General features: G+C 61.4%; 22 protein-coding genes and 4 tRNA genes. 8 read left to right on the top strand and 18 right to left on the bottom strand.

Translation table 11 applies throughout. The annotated features are described in order from the left end of the window. Positions 1-93: 93 nt before the first annotated feature. Positions 94-717, bottom strand: coding sequence for a glutathione S-transferase family protein (locus tag AC6I6U_RS12575; RefSeq protein ID WP_497882252.1), 624 nt, complete (start codon positions 715-717; stop codon positions 94-96). A gap of 43 nt (positions 718-760) precedes the next feature. Further along, positions 761-1420 (bottom strand): transglutaminase-like domain-containing protein, encoded by a 660-nt coding sequence (locus tag AC6I6U_RS12570; RefSeq protein ID WP_497882251.1) that lies wholly within the window; start codon positions 1418-1420, stop codon positions 761-763. 227 nt (positions 1421-1647) lie between these two features. Between AC6I6U_RS12570 and AC6I6U_RS12565 the strand changes: the two genes are divergently transcribed. Continuing rightward, positions 1648-4095, top strand: coding sequence for an acyl-CoA dehydrogenase (locus tag AC6I6U_RS12565; protein WP_497882250.1), 2448 nt, complete (start codon positions 1648-1650; stop codon positions 4093-4095). A 106-nt stretch (positions 4096-4201) separates the two neighbouring features. Next, complete coding sequence (locus AC6I6U_RS12560; protein ID WP_497882249.1) at positions 4202-4609, top strand: PA2817 family protein; 408 nt, start codon at positions 4202-4204, stop codon at positions 4607-4609. 134 nt (positions 4610-4743) lie between these two features. Here AC6I6U_RS12560 and AC6I6U_RS12555 read toward each other — a convergent pair whose 3' ends face one another. Continuing rightward, the gene (locus AC6I6U_RS12555) at positions 4744-5688 is read right to left on the bottom strand and encodes a LysR family transcriptional regulator (protein ID WP_497882248.1); all 945 of its coding nucleotides are present in this window, start codon (positions 5686-5688) and stop codon (positions 4744-4746) included. Positions 5689-5806: 118 nt separating this feature from the next. On the opposite strand from AC6I6U_RS12555, the gene AC6I6U_RS12550 reads away from it, so the two are divergent. The 3 genes from AC6I6U_RS12550 (at position 5807) to AC6I6U_RS12540 (ending at position 9727) form a co-directional block, all read left to right on the top strand. Continuing rightward, the gene (locus tag AC6I6U_RS12550) at positions 5807-6448 is read left to right on the top strand and encodes a LysE family translocator (RefSeq protein ID WP_497882247.1); all 642 of its coding nucleotides are present in this window, start codon (positions 5807-5809) and stop codon (positions 6446-6448) included. A gap of 401 nt (positions 6449-6849) precedes the next feature. Further along, positions 6850-7806 (top strand): alpha/beta fold hydrolase, encoded by a 957-nt coding sequence (locus AC6I6U_RS12545; RefSeq protein WP_497882246.1) that lies wholly within the window; start codon positions 6850-6852, stop codon positions 7804-7806. 184 nt (positions 7807-7990) lie between these two features. Next, positions 7991-9727: a dipeptidase gene (locus tag AC6I6U_RS12540; protein ID WP_497882245.1), complete on the top strand. Its 1737-nt coding sequence runs from the start codon at positions 7991-7993 to the stop codon at positions 9725-9727. Positions 9728-9857: 130 nt separating this feature from the next. Here the strand turns inward: AC6I6U_RS12540 and AC6I6U_RS12535 are convergent. The 4 genes from AC6I6U_RS12535 to AC6I6U_RS12520 all read right to left on the bottom strand — a co-directional run bounded on the left by AC6I6U_RS12535 (position 9858) and on the right by AC6I6U_RS12520 (position 10270). Next, positions 9858-9933: transfer RNA gene (locus tag AC6I6U_RS12535), tRNA-Gly, on the bottom strand. Positions 9934-9936: 3 nt separating this feature from the next. Next, positions 9937-10012 (bottom strand) — tRNA-Glu (locus AC6I6U_RS12530). Between the two features lie 104 nt (positions 10013-10116). Further along, positions 10117-10192, bottom strand: a tRNA-Gly gene (locus AC6I6U_RS12525). 2 nt (positions 10193-10194) lie between these two features. Further along, positions 10195-10270 (bottom strand) — tRNA-Glu (locus AC6I6U_RS12520). Positions 10271-10618: 348 nt separating this feature from the next. Between AC6I6U_RS12520 and AC6I6U_RS12515 the strand changes: the two genes are divergently transcribed. Continuing rightward, on the top strand, positions 10619-11383 hold the full coding sequence (locus AC6I6U_RS12515) for a hypothetical protein (protein ID WP_497882244.1): 765 nt from the start codon (positions 10619-10621) through the stop codon (positions 11381-11383). A gap of 223 nt (positions 11384-11606) precedes the next feature. Here the strand turns inward: AC6I6U_RS12515 and AC6I6U_RS12510 are convergent, their stop codons facing one another. Next, positions 11607-11951 carry a YggL family protein gene (locus AC6I6U_RS12510; protein WP_017901935.1) on the bottom strand — a complete coding sequence of 115 codons (345 nt, stop codon included), beginning with the start codon at positions 11949-11951 and terminating at the stop codon, positions 11607-11609. Positions 11952-12184: 233 nt separating this feature from the next. Between AC6I6U_RS12510 and dacB the strand changes: the two genes are divergently transcribed. After that, on the top strand, positions 12185-13657 hold the full coding sequence (gene dacB / locus AC6I6U_RS12505; RefSeq protein ID WP_497882243.1) for a D-alanyl-D-alanine carboxypeptidase/D-alanyl-D-alanine endopeptidase: 1473 nt from the start codon (positions 12185-12187) through the stop codon (positions 13655-13657). 12 nt (positions 13658-13669) lie between these two features. Here the strand turns inward: dacB and AC6I6U_RS12500 are convergent, their stop codons facing one another. Both AC6I6U_RS12500 and rlmKL read right to left on the bottom strand, forming a co-directional pair. Beyond that, positions 13670-15619, bottom strand: coding sequence for a sensor domain-containing diguanylate cyclase (locus AC6I6U_RS12500; RefSeq protein ID WP_497882242.1), 1950 nt, complete (start codon positions 15617-15619; stop codon positions 13670-13672). A gap of 133 nt (positions 15620-15752) precedes the next feature. Then, positions 15753-17969 (bottom strand): bifunctional 23S rRNA (guanine(2069)-N(7))-methyltransferase RlmK/23S rRNA (guanine(2445)-N(2))-methyltransferase RlmL, encoded by a 2217-nt coding sequence (gene rlmKL / locus AC6I6U_RS12495; RefSeq protein ID WP_497882241.1) that lies wholly within the window; start codon positions 17967-17969, stop codon positions 15753-15755. Between the two features lie 620 nt (positions 17970-18589). Here rlmKL and rmf point away from each other — a divergent pair. Continuing rightward, positions 18590-18805 (top strand): ribosome modulation factor, encoded by a 216-nt coding sequence (gene rmf / locus AC6I6U_RS12490; RefSeq protein ID WP_010448881.1) that lies wholly within the window; start codon positions 18590-18592, stop codon positions 18803-18805. A 133-nt stretch (positions 18806-18938) separates the two neighbouring features. Here rmf and AC6I6U_RS12485 read toward each other — a convergent pair whose 3' ends face one another. From AC6I6U_RS12485 to AC6I6U_RS12450, 8 genes are all read right to left on the bottom strand, one after another. Next, positions 18939-19961, bottom strand: a complete 1023-nt coding sequence (locus AC6I6U_RS12485) for a quinone-dependent dihydroorotate dehydrogenase (RefSeq protein WP_497882240.1) — start codon at positions 19959-19961, stop codon at positions 18939-18941. 71 nt (positions 19962-20032) lie between these two features. Continuing rightward, positions 20033-20452, bottom strand: coding sequence for a hypothetical protein (locus AC6I6U_RS12480; protein ID WP_497882239.1), 420 nt, complete (start codon positions 20450-20452; stop codon positions 20033-20035). Further along, positions 20439-21152, bottom strand: a complete 714-nt coding sequence (locus AC6I6U_RS12475; RefSeq protein WP_497882238.1) for an invasion protein OrgB — start codon at positions 21150-21152, stop codon at positions 20439-20441. Before AC6I6U_RS12475 ends, AC6I6U_RS12480 begins: the two co-directional genes overlap by 14 nt. Beyond that, positions 21133-21690 carry an OrgA/MxiK family T3SS sorting platform protein gene (locus tag AC6I6U_RS12470; protein WP_497882237.1) on the bottom strand — a complete coding sequence of 186 codons (558 nt, stop codon included), beginning with the start codon at positions 21688-21690 and terminating at the stop codon, positions 21133-21135. The genes AC6I6U_RS12475 and AC6I6U_RS12470 overlap by 20 nt, the downstream gene beginning before the upstream one ends. Further along, positions 21687-22397, bottom strand: a complete 711-nt coding sequence (locus AC6I6U_RS12465; protein ID WP_497882236.1) for an EscJ/YscJ/HrcJ family type III secretion inner membrane ring protein — start codon at positions 22395-22397, stop codon at positions 21687-21689. The genes AC6I6U_RS12470 and AC6I6U_RS12465 overlap by 4 nt, the downstream gene beginning before the upstream one ends. Continuing rightward, on the bottom strand, positions 22394-22702 hold the full coding sequence (gene sctI, locus AC6I6U_RS12460) for a type III secretion system inner rod subunit SctI (RefSeq protein WP_497882235.1): 309 nt from the start codon (positions 22700-22702) through the stop codon (positions 22394-22396). The genes AC6I6U_RS12465 and sctI overlap by 4 nt, the downstream gene beginning before the upstream one ends. Before the next feature lie 54 nt (positions 22703-22756). Next, complete coding sequence (gene sctF, locus AC6I6U_RS12455) at positions 22757-23014, bottom strand: type III secretion system needle filament subunit SctF (RefSeq protein ID WP_497882234.1); 258 nt, start codon at positions 23012-23014, stop codon at positions 22757-22759. Between the two features lie 3 nt (positions 23015-23017). Next, positions 23018-24175 carry a PrgH/EprH family type III secretion apparatus protein gene (locus AC6I6U_RS12450; RefSeq protein WP_497882233.1) on the bottom strand — a complete coding sequence of 386 codons (1158 nt, stop codon included), beginning with the start codon at positions 24173-24175 and terminating at the stop codon, positions 23018-23020. Between the last annotated feature and the right edge of the window lie 107 nt (positions 24176-24282).

Below are 24282 nucleotides of genomic sequence, written 5' to 3'. Positions count from 1 at the left end.
GGGCGCGCCGGATCAGGAGCAAGAGCGGCGCGACTGCCCATATGGTGCTTGGCTACGCCGCACAAGTACAGCAACCCGCGTTAATAGTAGCTATTAAGTCAACGCGGTCATGACTGCACGCTGGTACGCCGGACGCTGTTTCAGGCGCTCGTACCAGGCACTCAGGTGGGGCAGCGCCGGCCGTTCGATGGGCATTTCGAACCAGGCGTAGATGTAGCTGCCCAGAGGGATGTCGCCCATGCCGATTTCCTGGCCGGACAGGTAGGGCTGCTCGGCCAGGGCTCGATCAGCCATGGCCAGCAGCTCGCCACAGGCTTTCAACGCAGCGTTGATGGCGGTCCAGTCCTGCTGCTGGACGGTCGTGCGCATGACACCCCAGAACACCACGCGAAACGGTACGGCGAAGGACGAGGTTTGCCAGTCCATCCATTTTTCAGAACGCGCTCGCGCCTGCAGGTCCGCAGGCGACCAGATGGAGTCGGCGGCGTGCTTGGCCGCCAGGTAGCGGACGATGGTGTTGGACTCCCAGAGGACGAAGTCGCCATCCTCGATCATCGGCACCAGGCCATTGGGATTCTTGTCACGGTATTGCGGTGTGTTCACCACACCAAAGGTACCACCGGCATCGATGGACTCGTAGGACAGCCCCAATTCCTCGGCTATCCACAGTGCCTTTCTGACATTCGACGAATTCTTCCGACCCCAGATCTTCAGCATGACGGCCTCTCTCAGGATAAATGCCGACGCAGTCTACGCCCGATCAGCCACGACTCAAATCACTGCGAAGATCGCCCCGCAGCGGCAAGGCGTCGGGCAGGAACAGATGGGGATAACACTCGGCCAGGTGGCTGAAGAACAATGTTTCCGGCACGTCGGAGAACTGGCCGTGGTCGCGCAGGTACTCCATGTGCCGCTGGCCATCATGGGTATAGGGATGGAACACGCTGTCGGTCTGCCCATCGAACTCCAGCGGGATCACCCCGAAGGCTTCGCACAGGCCCTTGTCGAAGGCTGGCGTGGCCTTGACCCAACGTCCGTCCAGATAAAGTTCGGTGTAGCCGTGCATGGCGAACACTTCGCTCTTGAGCAACTCCAGCACCCGTGGCGTCGACAGGTGATTGCGCACATCCGCCAGGCCGATCCGTGCCGGTATCGCGCAATGCCGGGCGCAGGCGGCGAGCAGGGTCGCCTTGGGCACGCAATAGCTCTGGCCCAGCGCCAGGGCATGGCTGCCGCACAAGGTCTGCGGGTTACGACTGAAGGCATAGATGTTGTAGCGGATCTCGTCCCGCACGGCGTAATACAAATTAATGGCCTGCTGCCGTGGATCACCGCTGGCACCGCGACGACTCTCGGCGAACTCCACCACCGTCGGGTGGTCACTATCGATGAAGCGTCCTGGATTCAGATACTCGTGCATGAGGACAGTCTCCCTGGGAAGCCTCGAGTCTAGCCTTGGACACCACGCGTCGAGCACGACGATTCGGCCAAGTCACAGACCCACTGCGCCTTTCTTGCGAGCAACCGCGGATGACACTGGCCCGGATGCCCGCTCCCACAGATTTGGACACACAGCCTCGACATCCGGCTCGCCAGATGCCGACTAAGCTCTGAAGTATTTTTGCCCTGTCTCACGGAGGATTGAATATGTTGCTGTTGTGGATACTGGTCCTGCTGCTCGGCGTCGCCTACCTGGCACACCGGCGCATCGCCGCCCTGCCCGCCTTGGGCGTGGTGGCCGTGTACCTCCTGGCGATGGGAACCCTCGGTCATGCGCCAGGCGGGCTGATGCTGGTGCTGTGGCTGGTCCTTGCGGCAGTCGCCGTACCGCTGCTGCTGCCCGACCTGCGGCGCCGGCTCTTAACCGCCCCGCTGTTCGCCTGGTTCCGCAAGGTGCTGCCACCGATGTCCGCAACCGAACGCGATGCCATCGATGCCGGCACGGTCTGGTGGGATGGTGAACTATTCAGTGGCCGCCCGGACTGGGACAAGCTGCTGGCCTATCCCAAGGCGCAACTGACCGAAGAGGAACAGGCCTTTATCGACGGCCCGACCGAAGAGCTCTGCGCCATGGTCAGCGATTGGCAGATCGGCCAGGACATGGACCTGCCGCCCGAAGCCTGGGCGCATATCAAGCAGCACGGTTTCTTCGCCCTGATCATCCCCAAGGAATACGGCGGCAAGGGCTTCTCCGCCTACGCCCACTCCCAGGTGGCGATGAAGCTGGCGACCCGCAGTGGCGACCTCGCCTCCACCGTGATGGTCCCCAACTCCCTCGGCCCTGCCGAACTGCTGCTGCACTACGGTACCGAAGAACAGCGCAATCATTACCTGCCACGCCTGGCTCGCGGCGACGACATCCCCTGCTTTGCCCTGACCGGGCCATTGGCAGGCTCCGACGCCGGCGCGATGCCCGATACCGGGGTAATCTGCAAGGGTGACTGGAACGGCGAGGAAGTCATCGGCCTGCGCCTGAACTGGGAGAAGCGCTACATCACCCTCGGGCCCGTCGCGACCTTGCTCGGCCTGGCCTTCAAGGCCCATGACCCGGATCACCTGCTGGGTGAAGAAGAGGACCTGGGCATCAGCCTGGCGCTGATTCCCACCGATACGCCTGGCGTCGACATCGGCCGGCGCCACCTGCCGCTGGGCGCCGCCTTCATGAACGGCCCGAACGCCGGCAAGGATGTGTTCATTCCCTTGGACTACCTCATCGGCGGCCGGGACATGCTCGGCAAGGGCTGGATGATGCTGATGAACTGCCTGTCGGTGGGGCGCTCGATCTCCCTGCCGGCGGTGGGCACCGGCGCGGCCAAGTTCACCAGCCTGGTGACCGGCCAGTACACCCAGGTTCGCGAGCAGTTCAACGTACCGCTGGCGGCCTTCGAAGGCATCCAGGAAGCCCTGGCGCGAATCGGCGGCAATGCCTGGCTGATGGACAGCGCCAGGATGCTCACCGCCAACGCCGTGGACCTCGGCGAGAAGCCCTCGGTGCTGTCGGCGATCCTCAAGTACCACCTGACCGAGCGCGGCCGTGAATGCATTGGCCACGCCATGGACGTGCATGGCGGCAAGGGCATCATCATGGGCCCCAACAACTACCTGGGCCGCAGTTGGCAAGGCGCGCCGATCTTCATCACCGTGGAAGGCGCAAACATTCTGTCGCGCAACCTGATGATCTTCGGCCAGGGCGCGATTCGCTGCCATCCGTTCGTACTCAAGGAAATGGCCCTGGCCGCCCGCGAGGACCACGACCAGGCGCTGAAGGAGTTCGATGGCCTGCTGCTGCGGCATATCGGCTTTGCCGTGGGCAACGCCGGCAGCACCCTGCTGCTGAACCTCGGCCTCGGGCATTTCGAAGCGGCACCGGGCAACCGCCTGAGCCAGAAGTACTTCCGTGCACTGAATCGCCAGGCGGCGGCCTTCGCACTGTTGGCCGACCTGAGCATGATGCTGCTCGGTGGCGAACTGAAACGCCGCGAGCGCCTGTCGGCCCGCCTGGGCGATGTACTCAGCCACCTCTACCTGGCCTCGGCGGCACTCAAGCGCTACCACGACCTGGATTCGCCGGAGGCACTCGACCCGCTGCTCGCCTGGGCCATGGAAGAAAGCCTCGGCCACTCCGAGCGCGCGCTGGACGAACTGCTGCGCAATTTCCCCAGCCGCGTGCTCGGCTGCCTGTTGCGGGTCATCGTGTTTCCGTTCGGTCGCCGGCACACCGGGCCGTCGGATGCGCTGGACGCCGAAGTCGCCGCCATACTTGGCCGAGCCAAGGGCGATCCGGCCCTGGAGGCGATCCTCGCCGGCTGCTACCGCCCACAATCGGCGGACGATCCGGTGGGCGCACTGCAGCATGCCCAGGACCTGCTGAATGCCAGCCATGAGTCGCGGAAAAAACTGCACACGGCGCTCAAGAACGGTCAGTTCGATCCGGCTCCCGGCGAATCGGCGATCGACGCCGGCCTGGAAGCCGGGGTGCTGCAACCACGTGAAGCGCAAAGCCTGCACCAGGCCGAAGCGGCACGGCGCAAGGTGATCGACGTCGACGACTTCAGCAAGGAGGAACTCAGCCCGAGCGCCGGCAAGGTGCGCTGACACTGCCAAGGCGACGCCCCGTCCGTCGCCCCATCGCACCCGACGGGACAACAGGCGTGTGGAGCTTTATACTCCCGCGCCTGTTTTTGTTCTTGAGGCCCCTGCCATGTCCAACGTACTTGCCGATCATCTGGTCCTGCTCGACCACCTGCGCAGCATCCTGGTCGCCGTCGGCGAAGCCGAACAGGTGCCCGAGGAAAGCCACGCGTTGTTCCTGGAGCGTTTCGATGAACTGCGCGCACAACTGCCGGTCGACCCGATCGAAAGCCAGTACCTGGGCCAGGACCTGCTATGCCAGGTAATCCAGCGCTACCCGCAGATTGCCCACCTGGTGCCGCGTGACCTGCTGTGGTTCTTCGGTGGCGATTGCCTGCACTACATGCCCGACGAGGAACTGGACATGTACCAGGCCCTGGAAGAACGCCGCTACGAAGCCGAACAGAACGACGAACCGTTCGACTGGAACCAGGAAAAGCAATTGCTGGCTTTGTCGGATCACGACAGCAAGCACTGATTTCCGAGTTTCCCCTCCTTTGGCTTGACGCCATCCTGTAGGCGCCGGGCTTGCCCGCGAAGCTTTGAGCGTCCTCAAGGGCTTCGCGGGCAAGCCCGCCTCCTACAAGGTCCGTGGCGCCTTCAGGTTCAAGGTCATGTCGAGGTCTGCGCCGACTTCAGGGTCGGCTCCCTCGCCAGGCACTCCACCAGGTAGTCGATCAGCACCCGCAACTTTGGGGACTGGTAAGGCGTTGGTGGATACAGCAGCCACAAGCCACCGTGGTACGAGGCCAGGAAAGTCCAGGCCGGCAATACCTGCACGATCAAGCCCTGTTCCAATGCGTGCTTCGCCGTGAAATACGGCAGGCTGCCAATACCGATATGCTGCAACACCGCATCCAGTCGCACACCGGTGTGATTGGCCGCATAACGTCCACTCACCCCGACCGTCACCGTCTTGCCACCGCGCCTGAACTTCCAGCGCGAATCATTGGGCGTGTCCCCCAGGTAGATACAACTGTGTTCCAGCAGATCATGGGGATGCTGCGGCAGGCCATGCTCGGCCAGGTACTGCGGGGTTGCGCACAGCAAGTGCTCGATGGGCATCAACTGGCGCCCCACCAGGCCGACCGGCGGGTGATCGGTGATGCGCAGGATCAAGTCGACATTATCCTCGATCAGGTCGACAGGGCGGTCCTCCAGGATCATCTGCACATCCACCTGTGGATAACGCCGCAGGAACGCCGGCATATGCGGATGCACGACGAAACGCCCGACCGCCTTGGGCACGCTGACCCGTACCAGGCCTTGGGCCTCATCAGTGTACTGGCCGCTGATCTCCATGACCGAGCGGGCCGCATTGACCATCTCCCGGCAGCGCTTGAAGGTTTCCTCACCGCTGTCGCTCAGGCGCAGCTTGCGCGTGGTGCGCTGCAGCAGACGGGTCGCCAGGGCCTTTTCCAGACGGGAAATCGAGCGACTGACGGCCGAGGGGGATGAGCCGAGCTGGCGCGCCGCTTCGGAAAAGCTGCCGGTCTCGACCACCTTGACGAAGATCGCCATTTCTCCGAGCAACGCCAGGGGAGGATTGATGCTCATGACGCACAAGTCCATTGAGATTTGAACGGATTATCACATGTCCAGGCCATTTTTATACTGGCCACCGACAAGGCTGATCGCCAATTCCCCTCAAAGACCTCTCGCTCTGGAAACCGTCATGCATTCCCAGTACCTCCATGAATTCATTGCCCTGGCGACCATTCATTTCCTCGCCGTGGTCGCCCCCGGCCCGGACTTCGCCGTGACCATCCGCCAGAGCGTACGCTTCGGCCGCCTGGTCGGGCTGCTGACCGCCGTCGGTATCGGCGCGGGAATCTCGGTGCATGTGCTGTACACGCTGCTCGGCGTCGGCGCACTGATGAACAGCGCGCCCTGGCTGCTGCACGTCGCCAAGGCCGTCGGTGCCGGCTACATCCTTTACCTGGGCATCAACCTGCTCAGGAGCAAACCGCAGGCGGCCCGCCCGGACATCGCCACGCCGGCGACGGACGAAGCACCACGCCAAGGCCTGCTGAAAGCCTTCTCGACAGGCTTCCTGACCAACGCTACCAACCCCAAGGCCACGCTGTTCTTCCTGGCGATCTTCACCACGGTAGTCAGTACCTCGACACCGCTGGAGATCCAGGCGCTCTACGGACTGTGGATGTGCGCCGTCAATGCGCTGTGGTTTATCCTGGTCAGCCTGCTGTTTTCCAGCGAGCGGGTGCGCCAGGCTTTCCTGAAGATGGGCCACTGGTTCGAACGCAGCATGGGGGTGGTGCTGATCCTGTTTGCCGGAAGATTGATGCTGTCGCTGTAGTCACTGGTCAACCGTTGTCACGGGCGATCGCTCCAACACGACACTTTTACTCCATGTAACTCAAAATATTCAGAAATATTCGAACCCGAACATAAAAAACAGTTAATGGTACGCTCCCCAAAACAACCCCGACAAAGTTTAAAACATCATCCACACCACTCTCACCTGTATGCGTACTGGATCTCAGCGTAACTACTCACACGAGAATATAGCTCTACAATTGCACCGACCTGCTATATTCAGAAACCAGGCGTAGTTAAAGAAGTGCCAATGACCATAATGCGGCATAAACACCGTGCAGATCTGTTCAGCAGATGATCAGAACCGCCCTCATGTTTGCACCGCAGAAAGTCAAAGCTCTCTTGCAGAGACCGGTGCATCTATCAAGGGATCAATGAACATTGATAACTCTACGCCTTGCAAAAACAGCCGCGCTTGCTGCCAGTTTTTATCTCTGTGCTGTCAACACAGCCTCCGCCACCGAGAGCGGAAGATCGCAAGTGATCGAAGGCGAGCGATTCAAGCATGGATTTGCCGACATCAACGGTATGCGAATGCATTATCTGATCGCCGGCGACGGGACAAAGCCCGTATTGCTGATACATGGCTTTCCGGGGGACTGGCGAAACTGGAAGCTGCTGATGGGACAGTTGGTCAGCCAGGGCTACACCGCTGTGGTTCCGGATTTTCGTGGCGCCGGTGAGTCTTCCGTTTCCACAGCCGGCTACGATAAAAAAACCATGGCCCAAGACATGCAAGCGCTCATGCACAGTCTCGGATTCAAGGAAACGGCGATAGTAGGTCACGATATCGGTACCAACATTGCCTACCTGTATGCGGCGCAGTTTCCGGCCGAGGTAAAAAAACTGGTACTCATGGATTCTTTTTTACCCGGCATTCCAGGTTGGGAACAAGGCTATGACGGTCGCCCAGGAAAGTGGCACTTTCGATTTTTTGGCGACACTGCCTTGCAATTGATTAAAGGACGTGAGCGCATCTATGTGGATATGTTCTGGAATGATTTTGTCTTTCCCGGAAACCCCTCCGTTCCCGAAATGGATAGGGACGCATTGGCCAAGGGTTACGCACGACCAGAACGGATGAAGGCAGCGTTTGCGCTTTATTCGACATGGACGACAAATGACGCACCCGACAATCAGGCGTACGCCAGGAAAAAACTCACGATGCCAGTCTTATCGATAGGTGGAGAGCACTCCCGCGGTAAAACACTGGCAGAGCAGATGCCGCAGATTGCCGAAAAGCCTCAGTCCCTGATCATAAAAAACAGCGCACATTTTGTGCTGGAGGAGAAGACCGAGGAAACCAGCACGGCGATTCTGAATTTCCTGAAGGATTAACATGAATCCATCAGCGAGAGCATGCGGATAGACAACAGAGCGGCCTGCTGGACGCGAGCCCTTCTGCGAAAAATCCTCCGTCAAAGCCTCCCGTATTACGTCTCTGTGGTGGTAGCGTGGGGAGGTTTTTGTCTTATCGATCAGAATTTTCTCACTTCCCACCTGCAAAGGAATGCCTCCCGCAATGAACTTCGCACTCAAGAAACTGGCCTGCGCCACACTACTGGCCAGCCTTTCGGCAATCACCGTACCTGCCTTCGCCAACCTCAGCGCACAGCAGAACGAGGCGGTCCTCAAATCCTTCGGCAATACCTCGGTCACGGATTTCCGGCAGTTCCTCGGCCACCTGGGCAAAAGCGAGTTGGCGAAGACCGTCGGGCTGGGCCCGGCCATCAATGCTTTTCTCGACAACAAGAGCCTGTCTACGGAACAGCAGAACGAGATCCATCGCCTGCTTGGCCTCTATGCACGGGTGAAATACGGCAAGGCCGCCACCGAAACCTTGCGTGAGCTGGTGGAGATACCGACCTTCCAGGTCGACGGCGTGGCACAGCACGACAACCCGGAGCTCATCAGAATCGCCGACAAGATCAAGAATCTGGCGCAGTCCTTCAACCTGAACTTCCGCAATATCGACAACCGCGTCTACGAGATTTCCCTTGAGGGCAGCGGCAAGGAGGTCGTAGGCATTCACGCTCACGCCGACGTGGTACCGGTGACACCGGAGAACTGGGTGTTGAAGGACGGCACTCGCCTTGATCCGTTCAAGATCACCCTGATCGGCGACCGCATGTATGGCCGCGGCACCGAGGATGACAAGAACGGCATCGTAGTGGCGTTGTACGCGATGAAAATCATCAAGGAAGAGAAACTGCCGCTGGCGAGGAATTTCAAGCTGCTGATCGACACCACCGAAGAAACCAGCGGCGATGCCATCCCCTACTACTTCGAACGCAACCCGACGCCCGACTACAACCTGGCGCTGGATGGTGGCTATCCGGTGGTGATCGCCGAAAAAGGCTACGGCACCGTCATGGCCAGTTTTGCCCGACGCACCGCCGAGGGCCAAGGTGCTGAAATCGTCGCACTGACCGGCGGCCTGGCAACCAACCAGATTCCCTCGGCCTCGGTCGCCACCCTGGTCACCGACAAACCCACCGAACTGGCGGCCAGCCTGCAGAAGGCCGGGGCTGACTACATCAAGCGGCATGGCGGCAATTTCGAAGTGAGCGCCAAGGTGTCCGGCAAGGACGTCATCCTGACCGTCACCGGCGTATCCGCCCACTCCTCCGAGCCTGAATCGGGGGTCAACCCGGTGGCGCGGATGCTGGATTTCATCAACAGCCTGGGCGGTAAGATCGCCCTCAAGCACAACCACATCACCGACGCGGCCCTCTACGCGGCCGACAACTGGGGCCTGGACTATCTGGGTGGCAAGCTGGGTGTCGGTTTCTCCGATGATTTCATGGGGCCACTGACCACCTCGCTGACCTATGTCGGCCTGGATGAAAAAGCCTTCAAACTGGCGGTGAACCTGCGGGTACCAAAGGGCAAGACTCCGGAGGTTCTAAAGGCCGAAATCGCCGACAAGCTCGCAGCCTGGAGCAAGAAAAGCCATGTGGCGGTGAACTTCGACTACAAGATCGCCGAGCCGATGTATCGCAATCCCGAGGGTGAATGGGTCAAGGCCCTGCTGGCGGTCGCCAGCGAAAACCTCGGCATGCCGCACAAGTTCGGCACGTCCGCTGGCGCCACTTCGGTCCATGAGCTGCCCAACGGCGTGCAATTCGGCCTGGCCCGGCCAGAGGTCAAGTACACCGGGCATACCGACAACGAGTTCAAGACCGTCGAACAGTTCCAGCTAGACCTGCAGATCGTCACCGAGATGATGGGGCGTATCGGGCAGTTGCCGAAACTCTGAGCGCGACCACGGGGTAGGACAGGCAACAAATGCCTGCCCCGTTGGTTATCCCTGTACTGATCGAGACGAACCGAAAAAATGAACACGAACAAAAACGCCGCTCATTGCTGAGCGGCGTTTTTGTTTAATTTGGAGCGGGAAACGAGACTCGAACTCGCGACCCCGACCTTGGCAAGGTCGTGCTCTACCAACTGAGCTATTCCCGCAAATGGCGTCCCCTAGGGGACTCGAACCCCTGTTACCGCCGTGAAAGGGCGGTGTCCTAGGCCACTAGACGAAGGGGACACGCTACCCGGAACACATGGTGTGTGTTTCGGTGTCCAGCATCGCATCCGAGGATTTGATCCTGGTTTCACTCGACCCTGCTCGAAAGCAGAATCGTTTAAAATTGGAGCGGGAAACGAGACTCGAACTCGCGACCCCGACCTTGGCAAGGTCGTGCTCTACCAACTGAGCTATTCCCGCATTGGCGTCCCCTAGGGGACTCGAACCCCTGTTACCGCCGTGAAAGGGCGGTGTCCTAGGCCACTAGACGAAGGGGACACACTACAACATTCACTCCCTGCTGCGTTTCGCTGTGTGCTTTACGCTGCAAGTGGCGCGCATTCTATGGATGGTTCGCAGGGTCGTCAACCCCCAAAGATAAATTTATTTAAATCAATGACTTCGACCTGCTTTACAGGCCTGCGGGAGCCTTTCTAGCGCGCAAGGTTTGACGCCTGTATTCTGGCGCGCGACAAGACGCTATAGTCCGCCGGCCTAAATAGTGGCAATGTGCACACATCTTATAGAGAAGCGCTCTGGCACCGTGCAGCACGTCATTCAACGCTATCGGCAACAACGCCAAGCCACTACACTGAATCTGCACTACACCTTGAAGAGGTCTTAACGGTGACACCACTCATGATCACCCTGCTGGTCGCAGCCGGGATCTTCCTCCTGATCGCGATTGTCTTCCTCAACCATGTGTCCGAGAACAGCAAGCTGGAAAAGGCTCGTCTCAAGGTTGAACTCAGCGATCGCCTGCGCCGCTGCGGCGAACTCACCGAAACCTTTCCCGGCCAATTCATGAGCCCTGGGCTCAAGCTGCTGCTGACGCGCCTGGAACTCAACGTCACTCAGCGCCTGCTGAACATGGAAAAGGGTAACGAGCGCCTCAAGACGCGGATCGAAGAGCTCAACGGCATGATCGCCCAGGGCGAATCGATCGCCATCAACAATCCACAGGCGCCGATCCAGACCGAAGCCAGGGCCAAGGACATCCGTTTCCTGCTCGAGGCCCTGCACAGCCAGATCACCCGCGCCGCACAGGAAGGCTTCCTGCCTGCCAATGAAGCCAAGCAATGGATCCGCGAGGTTCGCCACATTCTGGTACTGCTGCATATCGAGTTCTTCAACAACCTCGGGCAACAGGCCCTGCAGCAGGAACAGCCGGGACAAGCCCGCCTGGCCTTCGAACGGGGTGCGCAGTACCTGCGCAAGCAACCGGAGCCGGCGGTTTATGCCGAACAGTTGCAACTGATGGAAAAACTGCTGGCGCGGGCCAATGCGATGGTACTGGCGACTTCCCAGCCAGCTGAGGATGATGTGAACGAATTGACCCAGGGGCTCAAGGAAGTCGAGGCGGACTGGAAGAAGAAGGCTATCTACGACTGACGGGGAATGTGAACGATTGCTGGCGGGGAATGGCCGCCTTCGGCGGATCGCCAGCGAGCCGGCTCCTACTAAGGAATTGCGTCAAACACACGTTTCCATTACGTCCTCCTGAAACATAGCTCAGAAGGTGTAAACCTTATTCAGGATGGGGCAAATGGACAAAAAAAAGGACACGCTCTGGCGTGTCCTTTTTTTCGTGCCTCGGGCGAATGCCCGAATAGCATCAGGCTACCGGATTCAGCGGCTTTTCCGGGTACCAGACGTCCAGCAGCGGGCTGACTTCAACCGAGGTCAGTTCACTGCGGCCCTTGAGCCAGGCTTCGACGGCAGCGCGCTGCTCTTCGGAAACCGAGCCACGCTTGATCAGGCAGACCAGACCGAAGTCATCGCCACCGACATAACCCAGACCGTTGGCTTCCATGGCTTCTTTCAGGAAAGCGTCGAGGAAAGCATCGATAGCCTGTTCGCTCAGGTCTTCTTTGAAATCCAGGTTCAGCTCGAAACCCAGCTCTTGAAACTCATCAACGCACAGTTTTTTGCGCAGACGCCGGGAACGGTTGGTCGCCATGAAACAAATCCTCAAAATTGATAACGGCCGGCACTTTAGCAGTTTAAGGGCGCAATTGCCCGGACCAGTGCATAACTCCGACCGAACGACAGGAAAAAATCGCGCCAACGCCACAACCGGCTGCCCCCCAATATCACCAGCCTGGTGCATAATGCCGTCACTTTCATGACCGTTGAGGGCTTTTTTTATTCATGCCCTCGTATTTCCCCCTCGGCTGTAGGGCTTTATTTCATATGATCAAATCTTTGCGTCCATTGGTACTCGCAGGTCTTCTTTTCCCCGCGGCACTCTACGTTTACACAGCTCCCGCCCATGCCGCCCCCGTCAACACCTCCCTGTCCCCCAAGGTGCAGCAGGCCATCAAGGCCAACAAGTTGCAGGACAACGCCCTGTCGCTGGTCATGATGCCGCTCGACGGCCCCGGCACCCCGACAGTGTTCAATGCCGACGTGTCGGTAAACCCCGCTTCGACGATGAAGCTGATCACCACCTATTCCGCCCTGGAAATGCTCGGCCCCAATCACCAGTGGAAGACCGAGTTCTACACCGATGGCACCCTGAGCGATGGCATCCTCAACGGCAACCTCTACCTCAAGGGCGGCGGCGACCCCAAACTGAACATGGAAAAGCTCTGGCTGCTGATGCGTGACCTGCGGGCCAACGGCGTGACCCAGGTGACCGGCGACCTGGTTCTCGATCGCAGTTTCTTCATCCCCCCGCAACAATTGCCGGAGTTCGACGACGATGGCAACGACGAAAACCGCCCGTTCCTGGTCAAGCCCGATGCCCTGCTGGTGAACCTCAAGGCGCTGCGCTTCGTCGCCCGCAACGACTCGGGCAAGGTGTTGGTCTCGGTCGAACCGCCCATCGCCAGTATCCACATCGATAACCAGGTCAAGGTGATCAACGCCAAGCAGTGCAGCGGTGACGTGCGCTACAACCCGGTAGCCCAGGCCGATGGCACGACCACCGTCACCGTCAGCGGCCAACTGGCCGAGGGCTGCAGCTCGCAGACCTACCTGTCGCTGCTCGATCACCCGACCTACACCGCAGGCGCCGTGCGGGCCATCTGGCAGGAACTGGGCGGGAGCATCCAGGGCAAGGATCGCCAGGATGTGGTACCCAAGGACGCCAAGCTCCTGGCCCGCGCGTTTTCGCCGGACCTGGCGGAAATCATCCGCGACATCAACAAGTACAGTAACAACACCATGGCCCAGCAGCTGTTCCTCAGCCTGGGCGCGAAGTTCCGCAACGATGCCGACGGCGACGATGCCAAGGCCGCCCAGCGGGTCATCCGCCAGTGGCTGGCACAGAAAGGCATCACCGCCCCGCACCTGGTGATGGAAAACGGCTCCGGCCTGTCCCGCGCCGAGCGGGTCAGCGCGCGGGAAATGGCGAGCATGCTGCAGGCGGCCTGGAAAAGCCCCTATGCCGCCGAGTTCATCAGCTCGCTGCCAATCGCCGGCATGGACGGCACCCTGCGCAAACGCCTGAAGCACACGGCGATGTCGGGTGAGGCGCATATCAAGACCGGTACCCTGAACACCGTGCGGGCGATTGCCGGTTTCAGCCGCGACAGCAATGGCACGACCTGGGCGGTGGTGGCGATTCTCAACGATCCGAAACCCTGGGGCGCCTCGGCGGTCCTGGACCAAGTCCTGCTGGACCTGTATCGCCAGCCACGACCGGCCAAGGCGGACGACTGATCCATCCAGGTCTCAGTCCTGCTCCACCGTTACCTGGTCACGGCCATTCTGCTTGGCCAGGTACACCCCCAAGTCCGCACGCAGCAACAGCGCATCGGCGCCCTCGCCGACCCGCCAGCTGGCGATACCGAAGCTGGCCGTCACCTGCCCGACCCGCTCGAACGGCGCGCAACGCAGCCCCAGCCACAGCTCCATCGCCAGGGTACCGGCCTGCCCGGCATCGGTATTGGGGCACAGCACCATGAACTCCTCGCCGCCCAGGCGGCAGAACACATCGGTTCGGCGCAGTCGATGGCCAACCCGCAGGCACAGTTCCTTGAGTACCCGATCGCCCTCGGCGTGGCCGTGCTGGTCGTTGATCCGCTTGAAATGATCGATATCGAGCATGATCACCGAGAGCTTGCCGGGGCCACGCTGAGCCTGCGCCATCTCGACGCCCAGCCGCTCCTGGAAGTAGCGCCGGTTGTAGATACCGGTCAGGGAATCGGTAACCGACAAGGCTCGCAACTCCTCCTCGACCCGCTTGAGATCGGAAATATCCGAGAGATAGCCATGCCAGAGCACCGCACCATCAGGCAAACGCTCGGGCAAGGCCTCACCCCGTAGCCAGCGTACCCCGCGTGTCGGCAGGATCACGCGAAATTCCTCGCGCCAGGGCTCGAGCTGCAAGGCCGAAACCTGGATCGACGCCCGCAGCTCCGCCAGGTCATCCGGATGAACACGGTCGAATGCCGGCCCGGCGTCCTCCTGCAGCAACTGGACATCGACTTCGAACGTATCCGCAGTGCCAGCACTGGCATAGACGAAGTGCGAACTGCCATCGAGGTTGAGCTGGTACTGGTAGATGCTGCCGGGAACGTTGGCGCAGAGTTTTTCCAGCAGCAGGTCGCGCCCGTGCAACTGCGCGGTCCGCTGTTCCACCAGGCGCAGGGCACGCTGGCGCTGGCTGACCAGGTTGTAGAGCAAGGTGCTGAGCAGCAGGCTCAACAGCCCACCCAGCACCACCAGGCTGGCCACTGACGAATGATTGGTTTGAATGAAGGCCTCGCTGGGGCTGATGCTCACTTGGTAGTCACGATCGGCCAGGCGCAACAGGCGCACTGCGCCCAATGAGCTTTCCACCGGCGGATTCAGTGACTGGTACAACAACTCGTGCTCGCCTTCGGTCGACAGGTCGAGAATGCGCACCGAAAGGTTGTCGTGACTCTGCTCCGGCAAGCCGTCAGCCACCAACTGGCGCATGCTGATCACCGCCAGCACATAGCCGAGGGGCCCCGGTTGTGGCTGGCCGACCGCCATAGGCATCACCACCGGAGCCACCAGCAAAGCGCCCCGGTCGTAACCTGGCTCGACACCCACCAGGTTCAACGGTTGCGAAATGGCCATGAGGCCCGAGTCGCGGGCCCGCTCCAGCGTTCCCCGGCGCAGGGGCTGTGCCAGCAGGTCGTAGCCAAGCGGAGAGCCCAGCGGGCTCTGCGTCTCGCTGTAGAGCACCGGCACGTACTCATCGCGCACGCCGGCCAGGCGTAAATGGCCCTGTGCATCGAGTTCACGAATGGCAAAGTCGGTGAGCCCCTCGGCACGGACACGCCGCTCGAACAGCTCCCTGGCGCGGCCACCGACCCGTGGCGCCCAGGCGTAGGCCTGGGTACGCAGCAGCAACGGCTGGGCATAACCGGCGAACTCGCGGCGGGAGACCACGTCGGAATTGACGAAAAAGCGCCGCAGGCTGTCGAGCCGCTGCACCTGGTCGCCAAAGCGCTCCTCGATGCGACTGAAGCGTTCGTTGGCCAACAGTTCGAAACGCTGTTGCAACTGGCGCTGATAAAGATTGCGGGTTTCCACCGCCAGCAGCAGTGTCAGTACCCCACCGGCCAGCAGCACCAGCAGGGCGACCAGCCACGCGGAAGCGTCTTCGCTGATAAAGCCAAGAATCTTGGGGCGTACGGCATGCGACGACATAGGCGACAACTCATCACACCGGCGTGTTTACATCACTTTGGCTTCGATTGAGTTATAGCTATTAGCCAGTAGATTAGCCAGTTCCGTTGACCTCGGAGCCCGCAAAAATCGTGGCTCCGAGGCATCTACCGGATCAGCGGGCGGTGATTTTCCAGGCGCGGTGGATCTTGCTGTTGCGGGCAAAGTCCGGGTCCAGGGTCTGGCTGCTGATTTCCTCGACGGCATAGCGCGTGGTGAAGTTTTCCTCCAACTGGAACTTGCGGAAGTTGTTGGAGAAGTACAGCACGCCACCTGGCGCCAGGCGGGCCATAGCCAGGTCGAGCAGTTGCACATGGTCACGCTGGACGTCGAAGACGCCCTCCATTCGCTTGGAGTTGGAAAAAGTCGGCGGATCGATGAAGATCAGGTCGAACTCGTCGCGGTTGCCTTCGAGCCAGGCCATCACATCGCCCTGCTCCAGGCGATTCTTGTCGGAAAAGCCGTTCAACGACAGGTTGCGCCGTGCCCAATCCAGGTAGGTTTTCGACAGGTCGACACTGGTCGTGGTACGCGCGCCCCCCTTGGCCGCGTGCACGCTGGCGGTCGCGGTGTAGCAGAACAGGTTGAGGAAGCGCTTGCCGGCCGCCTCTTTCTGGATCCGCAGGCGCATCGGCCGGTGGTCGAGGAACAGCCCGGTATCCAGATAGTCGGTCAGGTTGACCAGCAGCTTGACCCCGCCTTCATGGACCTCGGTGAACTTGCCCTGGGCGCCCTGGCGCTCGTACTGGCGGGTGCCGCTCTGACGCTCGCGGCGCTTGATGATCACCCGGCTCTTGTCGACGTTCAGCGCCTGGGGAATCGCTGCCAGGGCATCGAACAGGCGGGCCTGGGCCTTTTCCGGATCGACCGACTTGGGCGCGGCATATTCCTGGACGTGAACCCAGTCGTGGTACAGGTCGATGGCCAGGGAGTATTCCGGCATGTCGGCATCGTAGACACGATAGCAATCGACACCTTCGCGCTTGGCCCACTTGCCCAGTTGCTTGAGATTCTTCTGCAGGCGGTTGGCGAACATCTGCCCGCCCTCGCTCAGGCGCGCCGGCTCGCTGGCCGGTGCCGCGATAGCGGTTTCCTCGCCCGCCTCGGCCAGTTCACGCTCGACCTGGCGTTGCTCGGCAGTACGCCGCTCGCCGGTGACGAACTGATCCGGGTGAACCTTGATCAGCAGCAGCTTGCACGGCAACGCGCCGTTCCAGAACGCGTACTGCTTGTGGCTGCGGATACCCATGCGCTTGCCCAGGTCCGGTGCGCCGGTGAACACCGCCGCCTCCCAGTTCAGGCAAGCCTGGCGCAGGCGCTCGCCAAGATTCTGGTAAAGATAGAGCAGGCTCGCCTCATCGCCCAGGCGCTCGCCGTACGGCGGGTTGCAGATCACCAGGCCTTTCTGGTTCTGGTCCGGACGCGGTTCGAAGGTACCGACCTCGCCCTGGTAGATCTTGATCCAGTCGCTCAGGCCCGCCCGCTCGACGTTGTTGCGGCCCGGCTGGATCAGTCGCGGGTCGGCTTCATAACCCCGGATCCACAGTGGCGGCCTGGCCAGGCCGGCCTCGGCACGGGCTTGGGCTTCGGCATGGACCTTTTTCCACACGGCCGGCACATGACCCAGCCAGGCATCGAAGCCCCAGTGGATACGATTGAGGTTCGGCGCGATATCGGCAGCGATCATCGCCGCCTCTACCAGGAAGGTACCGACGCCGCACATCGGGTCGGCCAGGGCACCGCCTTCGGCGGCAATACGCGGCCAGCCGGCACGGATCAGCACCGCTGCCGCAAGGTTTTCCTTGAGCGGCGCGGCGCCCTGCTGCAGGCGATAGCCACGCTGGTGCAGGCTGTGCCCGGAGAGATCGAGGGAGAGGATTGCTTCGCCACGGTCCAGGCGCAGGTGGATGCGCAGGTCCGGGCTGAGCTTGTCGATGCTCGGACGGGCGCCGGACGGCGTGCGCAACTTGTCGACGATCGCGTCCTTGACCTTGAGCGCCCCGAAATGGCTGTTATCGATACCCGAGCCATGGCCACTGAACTCCACCGCCAGGGTACCATCGGCGAGCATATGGTCCTGCCAGTCGACATCAAGGACCCCATGGTAGAGATCCTCGGCGTCCTTCATCGGGAAGCGCTTGAGCACCAGCAGCACACGGTTGGCCAGGCGCGACCAGAGGCACAGGCGATAGGCCGTCTCCATGGAGGCCTGGCCGCGAATGGCCGAGGTGTGCTCGCGTGCTTCCTCAAGGCCAAGCCCGATGGCTTCCTCGAGGAGCAGGCCTTCAAGGCCTTTGGGGCAAGTGAGGAAGAGTTCGTAACGATCGGACATGGGAGTTCCAGGGCTTTGAGCAGTCAATGAACGGGCGACGCATCGCCCGCTCGGTTTTGATCGAGCACTTTTCTTGAAGAGTGCCCGTGTAGCGCACCGTTGCGCCATTCCACCCCGGCTGGATTGCTTGCCCTAATGCTGAAAAAGCAGGGGTCAAACACATTTGGACGCCGGAGCAGGTCAATCTTTCCGTAACAAAAGGTCACATCGTGACCCTTCGTCGAATAATACCTGAGTACAAGGGGTCGGTATTCACAGTGGCGAATTGGACTCATTGTTCATGCAAGGGCTGATGATAGCTGGATTTTCTGCCGCTGACCGAGCAAATGGCCAGCCAATCTTATGGCCTTAACACTCATATCGTTACGTCCTTATGACAAAACGATCATTCACACACCACCGCGCATTGGTTAGAAATCAACTCAGGTTGACGTCGCAATGGCGTCAACATCCCGCCCCGGACGAAACACGCCGACCAACGCGTGTCGGGTCGTTACGTACGGAGCGGAGCTCGCCACGCCGGCAGCGAGCACCAAGCAGATGCAGAGCAAGGCAATCTGCGCGACCTCCATGAGAGGTCGACGGGACATATAACAGTCAACCAGTGAGGGCAACACCCTATGAGAAGACTCAAGCGTGATCCGTTGGAAAGAGCGTTTTTACGCGGATATCAATACGGCGTTAACGGCAAATCCCGTGAGCTTTGCCCTTTTACTCTACCGTCGGTACGCCAAGCCTGGATCAACGGCTGGCGAGAAGGACGTGGCGACAACTGGGACGGTATGACCGGCACCGCGGGCATCCACAGACTCAACGAACTTCACGCTGTCGGCTGATCAGGGCACATTCCGACATCACAATTCGAGCATGACGATTTAACCAAGCGCGCCCCATCCGGGCGGCGGGCTTCGGCCCAGGGGCTCCAGGTGGAGCCCTTTTTAATGCCTGTGATTCACCGTCCGTCCGGTTTCAGCGACGATAGGCCGCGATAGCGTCCACCGATTCGCGGATCAGCGCCGGGCCCTTGTAGATGAAGCCCGAGTACAACTGCACCAGGCTGGCCCCGGCAGCGATTTTCTCGGCCGCATGCTCCCCCTCGGTAATCCCGCCTGCGGCGATGATCGGCAGGCGCCCTGCCAGTTCCGCCGCGAGGATCCTGACCGTGTGGGTGCTCTTCTCACGTACCGGCGCGCCGGACAGGCCACCGGCCTCGTCACCATGCTCCAGGCCCTCGACGCCAACCCGGCTCAGGGTGGTGTTGGTGGCGATCACCGCGTCCATGCCCGATTCCAGCAGGGCCTGGGCCACCAGTACGGTTTCCTCGTCGGTCATGTCCGGGGCGATCTTGATGGCCAGGGGTACATGCTTGCCGTGCTGCGTGGCCAGCTCCTGCTGGCGTTTGTGCAGGGCTTCGAGCAACTGCTTGAGCGAGTCGCCGAACTGCAGGCTGCGCAGGCCGGGGGTATTCGGCGAGCTGACGTTGACCGTGACATAGCTGGCATCGGCGTAGACCTTGTCCAGGCAGATCAGGTAGTCGTCGACCGCGCGCTCCACCGGAGTGTCGAAGTTCTTGCCGATGTTGATCCCGAGGATACCGCTGTAGCGCGAGGCACGAACCCGGGCCAGCAGGTTGTCCACCCCGAGGTTGTTGAAACCCATGCGATTGATGATCGCCGTGGCCTCGGGCAGGCGGAAGATCCGTGGCTTGGGGTTGCCTGGCTGCGGTCGTGGCGTGACCGTGCCGATTTCAACGAAACCGAAACCCAACTGGGAGAAACCGTCGATGGCCGCGCCATTTTTGTCCAGCCCCGCCGCCAGGCCCACCGGATTGGGGAAGTTCAAACCCATGACGGTCACCGGATTCGCCGCGGGCGCCTTGCACAGCAGGCCGTTGAGTCCCAGGCGACCTCCCGCACCGATCAGGTCCAGGGACAAATCGTGGGAGGTTTCCGGGGAAAGTTTGAACAGCAGCTGGCGGGCCAGGTTATACATGGGCGGACTTGACTCGGATGGCGGCGAATTGAGCCGGTCATTATAGCCGGGCAGTTCCCAGACAAGCGAGGTCACCAGTCTGCGTTTTGCCAACTATCGTCATCCTGCTGCTGGAATATCTGGTGCATGTACTGGCTGATGAACAGGCTGCTGCCAAGCAGACGGGTCATCACCCCACGCAGCTCACGCTCCTGGGCCGAGCCTGCCAATCCGTCCTCCTTGAACCGTGCCAGGGCCTGTCCGACGACCGTCAATTGCTCATTGACGGTAAGGTAGGCCGGCCGGCCTTCACCACTGCCGCGGTAGGTGCTGATGAATTGCAGGATCTCCTGCTCCCCCAGGCCAGACAGTTCCAGCAAACGCAGGTAGAAATCCTCGAAACCCGGCTCCGGTGGCAAGGCTTCGGCCATACGCTGCTCCAGGGTGAAGATCGGAGCCTGTGGCGAAGCGGTGACCCGAGGGGTTCCCAGCTTACCTTCAATCCCCATCATCGATTTCCTCCTGCACCGGTTCACGACCTTCGGAGAAGGTCGCGACCAGTCTTGCCAGGGCTTGCCGTGCCTGCTCGTCCAACTCGCGCGAGCTTCCGGGCAGGCCCGCCAGGCGGCCCAGCACCCGCGGCGCCAGCTGTTCCCGGGCAGACTCGAGTTCGAACTCGAACAGTTGCTCATCCAGGCGAACCACATGCCGCTCCTCATCCGCGAACTCGAAGTTGACCGAGGCCACCCCCAGCCCTTCCAGTTGCTCACGCAGGATCGCCACCCGTCCCCGATAACGCTGGGGCAGCAGCACCTGCAAGGTCATCCTTGAAGTATCGGCCTGCTCCGCCAGCCAATGCTCCAGCATCTCGTCGAACCAGCGCGGGTCCTCCAACAGGTGCTTCAGCAGTTGCCGGACCGCCTCGGCCATCTGCCGGTGCAACTGGTCAGCCAGGCGTTGGGACGCACACAAGCCCCGTGCCAGATCGACCGCCGCCTGAAGCACCCCCTCGCCATAGCCCTCGGCAAAGGCTGCAGCCTGGATCATCTCGACTTGCCTTTGTGCCTCGTCGAGCAAGTCACGGGCACGGCGCCGGGCCTCAAGTTCCAACACCCGGCAGCGCCGGACCGTCGCCAGTTCCTCGCGGCGGATGTGCACCCTGTCCGAGTCGGCAACCGGCCACTCACCCAGGTTACGCAAGGCGTCGAACATGCTGTGCGGCCAGGAAAAACAGTGCGGGATCAGCGGCCACGGCGGGCAAGCGGGCCTGCCAGGCGACCACCGATTCGGGAAACAGCAGTACCAGCCGCTCAAGCAGGGCCGCCGGCAATACCTCGCTGAACGCCCGCAAGTGGGCCAGGCCGACACCATCCACCTGTTGCAGCAACGGACACTCGCCACTCAGTTCCAGCGCCAGGCGGTGACCAATGTTACAACGGGCGAAATCCCGCACCTGGGCCGGCAACTGTCCCATTCGCGCGCCTCGCGCCAACTCCGGCCAGACACGCTGTGCGCCCATCAACCGGGCGATATGCGGCAAGTCTTGCCACTGGCGTACGCAGGCAGTCGCCAATGGGCCAGATAGCGCCGCCGTCATGGGCAACTGCAGCCCCTCCAGCAGCAGGCGATTGAGCGCCTGTCGTGCCGGCTCGGCCTCGAACGCGTCAGCCAGGTCCAGGCGCGCGCAGGCGAGATAGTCCAACGGCTGCCAGAGAATCTGCCGCAGGCACTCATCCAGATCGTCCGTCATCGCGCGGGCCTGGTCCGCAGGTGGTAGAGGCCGCCAGCGACGGCCAACAGCCCCAGGGTCGCGACCAACACCACGCCAGGCAGCCACTGGTTACCGCCCTGCGGCTCGGCGATTGTCGGTGCCACATGCTGGATGGGCGCGCGACGACTGAGCACCACCGAAATATGTTCGTACTCGAGCGCGGCGAAGCTGTTCTTCAGCAAGCGCTTGATATCACTGATCAGCAACCCCGGCTCGACATCGCGCTCATGCACTGCCAAGGCCGACAGGTGCACCGGCAAGGCTTTGCGCCCGCCATCGCCAGCATCCAGGTCGTAGCTGACGTGCACCCGCGCCGATACCACCCCCTCGAGCAGGCTCAGCGATTGTTCCAGCCGCTGTTCCAGGCCCGAGTAGAGACGGGCCTTTTCCGCCCGTGGAGAGGCAACCAGGGAATCGGCGGGAAACAGCTCGGCCACTTCCAGGCGTGGCCTGGACGGCAGGGAATAGAGGTTCAGCAGGTCCACCGCCGCCGGGAAATCGATCCTGGCCACCTTGACGCTGTAGCCGGCCTTGCCGTTGTCCTGCTTGGTCACTCCAATGTTGTTGCGCTGCAACACCGCCAGCACCTCATTGGCCTGGTGCTGGTCGAGCCCCTCGAGCAGATCGGGTTGCCGACAGCCCGCCAGGACCACGCAAAGGAGCAGAAGCCAGGCATACGCTTTCATGACGAGCGTAGCAGGGTTTCTGCGGTACCCACGGCCTTGCGCACCAGGGTATTGAGCAGGTTGATGTCGACACTGTACTGCCCAAGCCGCTCTTGCAGCAGCGCCAATCGCTCCGGATGGGTGACATCCGGGCTGTTGAGTATCTGCCAGATAGCATCGACCTGCCCCGTCGAATCCACCACGGAACCGGCTAGGGCCTCGATCAGGCGCGACTCCAGGGACACCGCAGAGCGCTCCTGGGGACTCTGCAACTCGACGCTGTTGATCTGCTCGAGCAGGCTGACAGCCTGGTTCGAAGGGGGCATGGTGGTTACTCCTGCTGGCCGGTTAACAGCACCGGCCAGCTCGTTGGCAGAACGTCAGCGCGCCGCCTGGATGATGGTCTGGCTGGTGTCCTTGAAGCCCTTGACGGTGTTGGTCTGGACATTGCGGAACACGGTGTAGGAAGAAAACGCAGCCTGGTAACTGGCCAGCAGCCCGGGATTCGATGGGTCGCCCTTGAGTGCGAGCAGCGCATCGTCCAGTATTTCCTTGAGGTCCTGGGCTCCCGACTCGAAAGCGGCTGCCTGCTTGCCCAGGAAATCGTCGGCAAACTCGATACGTTTTGGAGCATCCATCCATCACCTCACTTGTTGCGTCGTTGGAAAATGCCAGGACGACTGGCTCGTCTTGATGTAACCCTCGGGACCGGCCTGGAACGAACGGCCCTTGAACGGATCGTCACGCAGTTCGATGTTGAACCGCACCTGGCGGCTGCCCCAGCGCCGATAGAACTCGTCGACGAAACGCCGGGCATCTTCCCGCTCGGCATCGCGCAGATCGCCAGCGATGGTGAATAGCGTGCCTGCACCCTGTTCGACCCGTTCGAACGACAAACCCAGTTGCTCCAGCCCTTGCGCGGCCAGCATGCCGGGCACGCGCTCGTCGAATACCTCGAAATCCACCTGCCGCACGTAGGCGGCCTCGCCGAGCAAGAGTCGCGAGACCTGCTGCCGGAGCCCGGCATCGACCAGGTCGTCCGCAGCGCCATGGAGTACCCGTACACTGGCGGGCCGCTCCAGGTCCACGCGATGAACCCTCAAGATGGGAAACCGCTCGGCCAGCAGCCTCTCCAATCGCCGGCTCTCATCCTGCACATCCAGCACCGTGCCGGAGACCCTCTGGCGCATCAGCACCTGGCGACTCCAGCCCGCATCGTGCTCGGACCTGACGAACACATAGATCCGCTCATCCCGTCCCTGCTGCACCGTGGTGGGTTCGTGCGTTCCTGCGACCAGCGCCGCGATATCCGCCCGCGAACTTTCCATCGGCAGCGACGAGACCGCCGCGCAGACCACCAGCAGGATGAACAGCAGGACCGTGACCAGCACTTTCTTCAGCCATGGCCGCCTGTTGCGAATGGCCGGTGCTGGCTCGCCCGATGCCATGGCGCTGAACAACCCACTCCCCCACGGCTCGCTTTCGGGCCGCAGCGCTACAAGCAATTCGCCGATCCGCTCGCTGCGCTGGAATACCACGTCTCGCTCCTCGACTTCCTCGCCGAGTATCCGCAGGCTCGCGCCCTTGTCGCCGAGCAGTACCTCGAAGTTGCAGGAGGGCTGCTCCAGTGGGACGAAAATCGCTTCAGCGGGTACGGCTGCGACCAATCCATCGTCACCAAGCACGTCGTGGGTGCCGACGATGAACAGCGTGCACCGACTGCGAAGCCTGAACTCACAGCCTTGCAACAGGCCACTGCCGATTCTCAGCACACAGGGTAAAAAGGCGTTATCCGACATCACCACCCTCTACGATGGGAAAGCGTTCGGGAATGTTATCCAGCCCCCCTGGGTCGATCCTGATCGGCCCACCGCTGCTGCAGGAATATTCCGATCAGAATCCTCCC

It is taken from the genome of Pseudomonas sp. UTLPPB19802, from assembly GCF_059730225.1.
The sequence above is the reverse complement of the archived record's forward strand: the minus strand, read 5'-3'. Positions and strand labels throughout refer to the sequence as shown.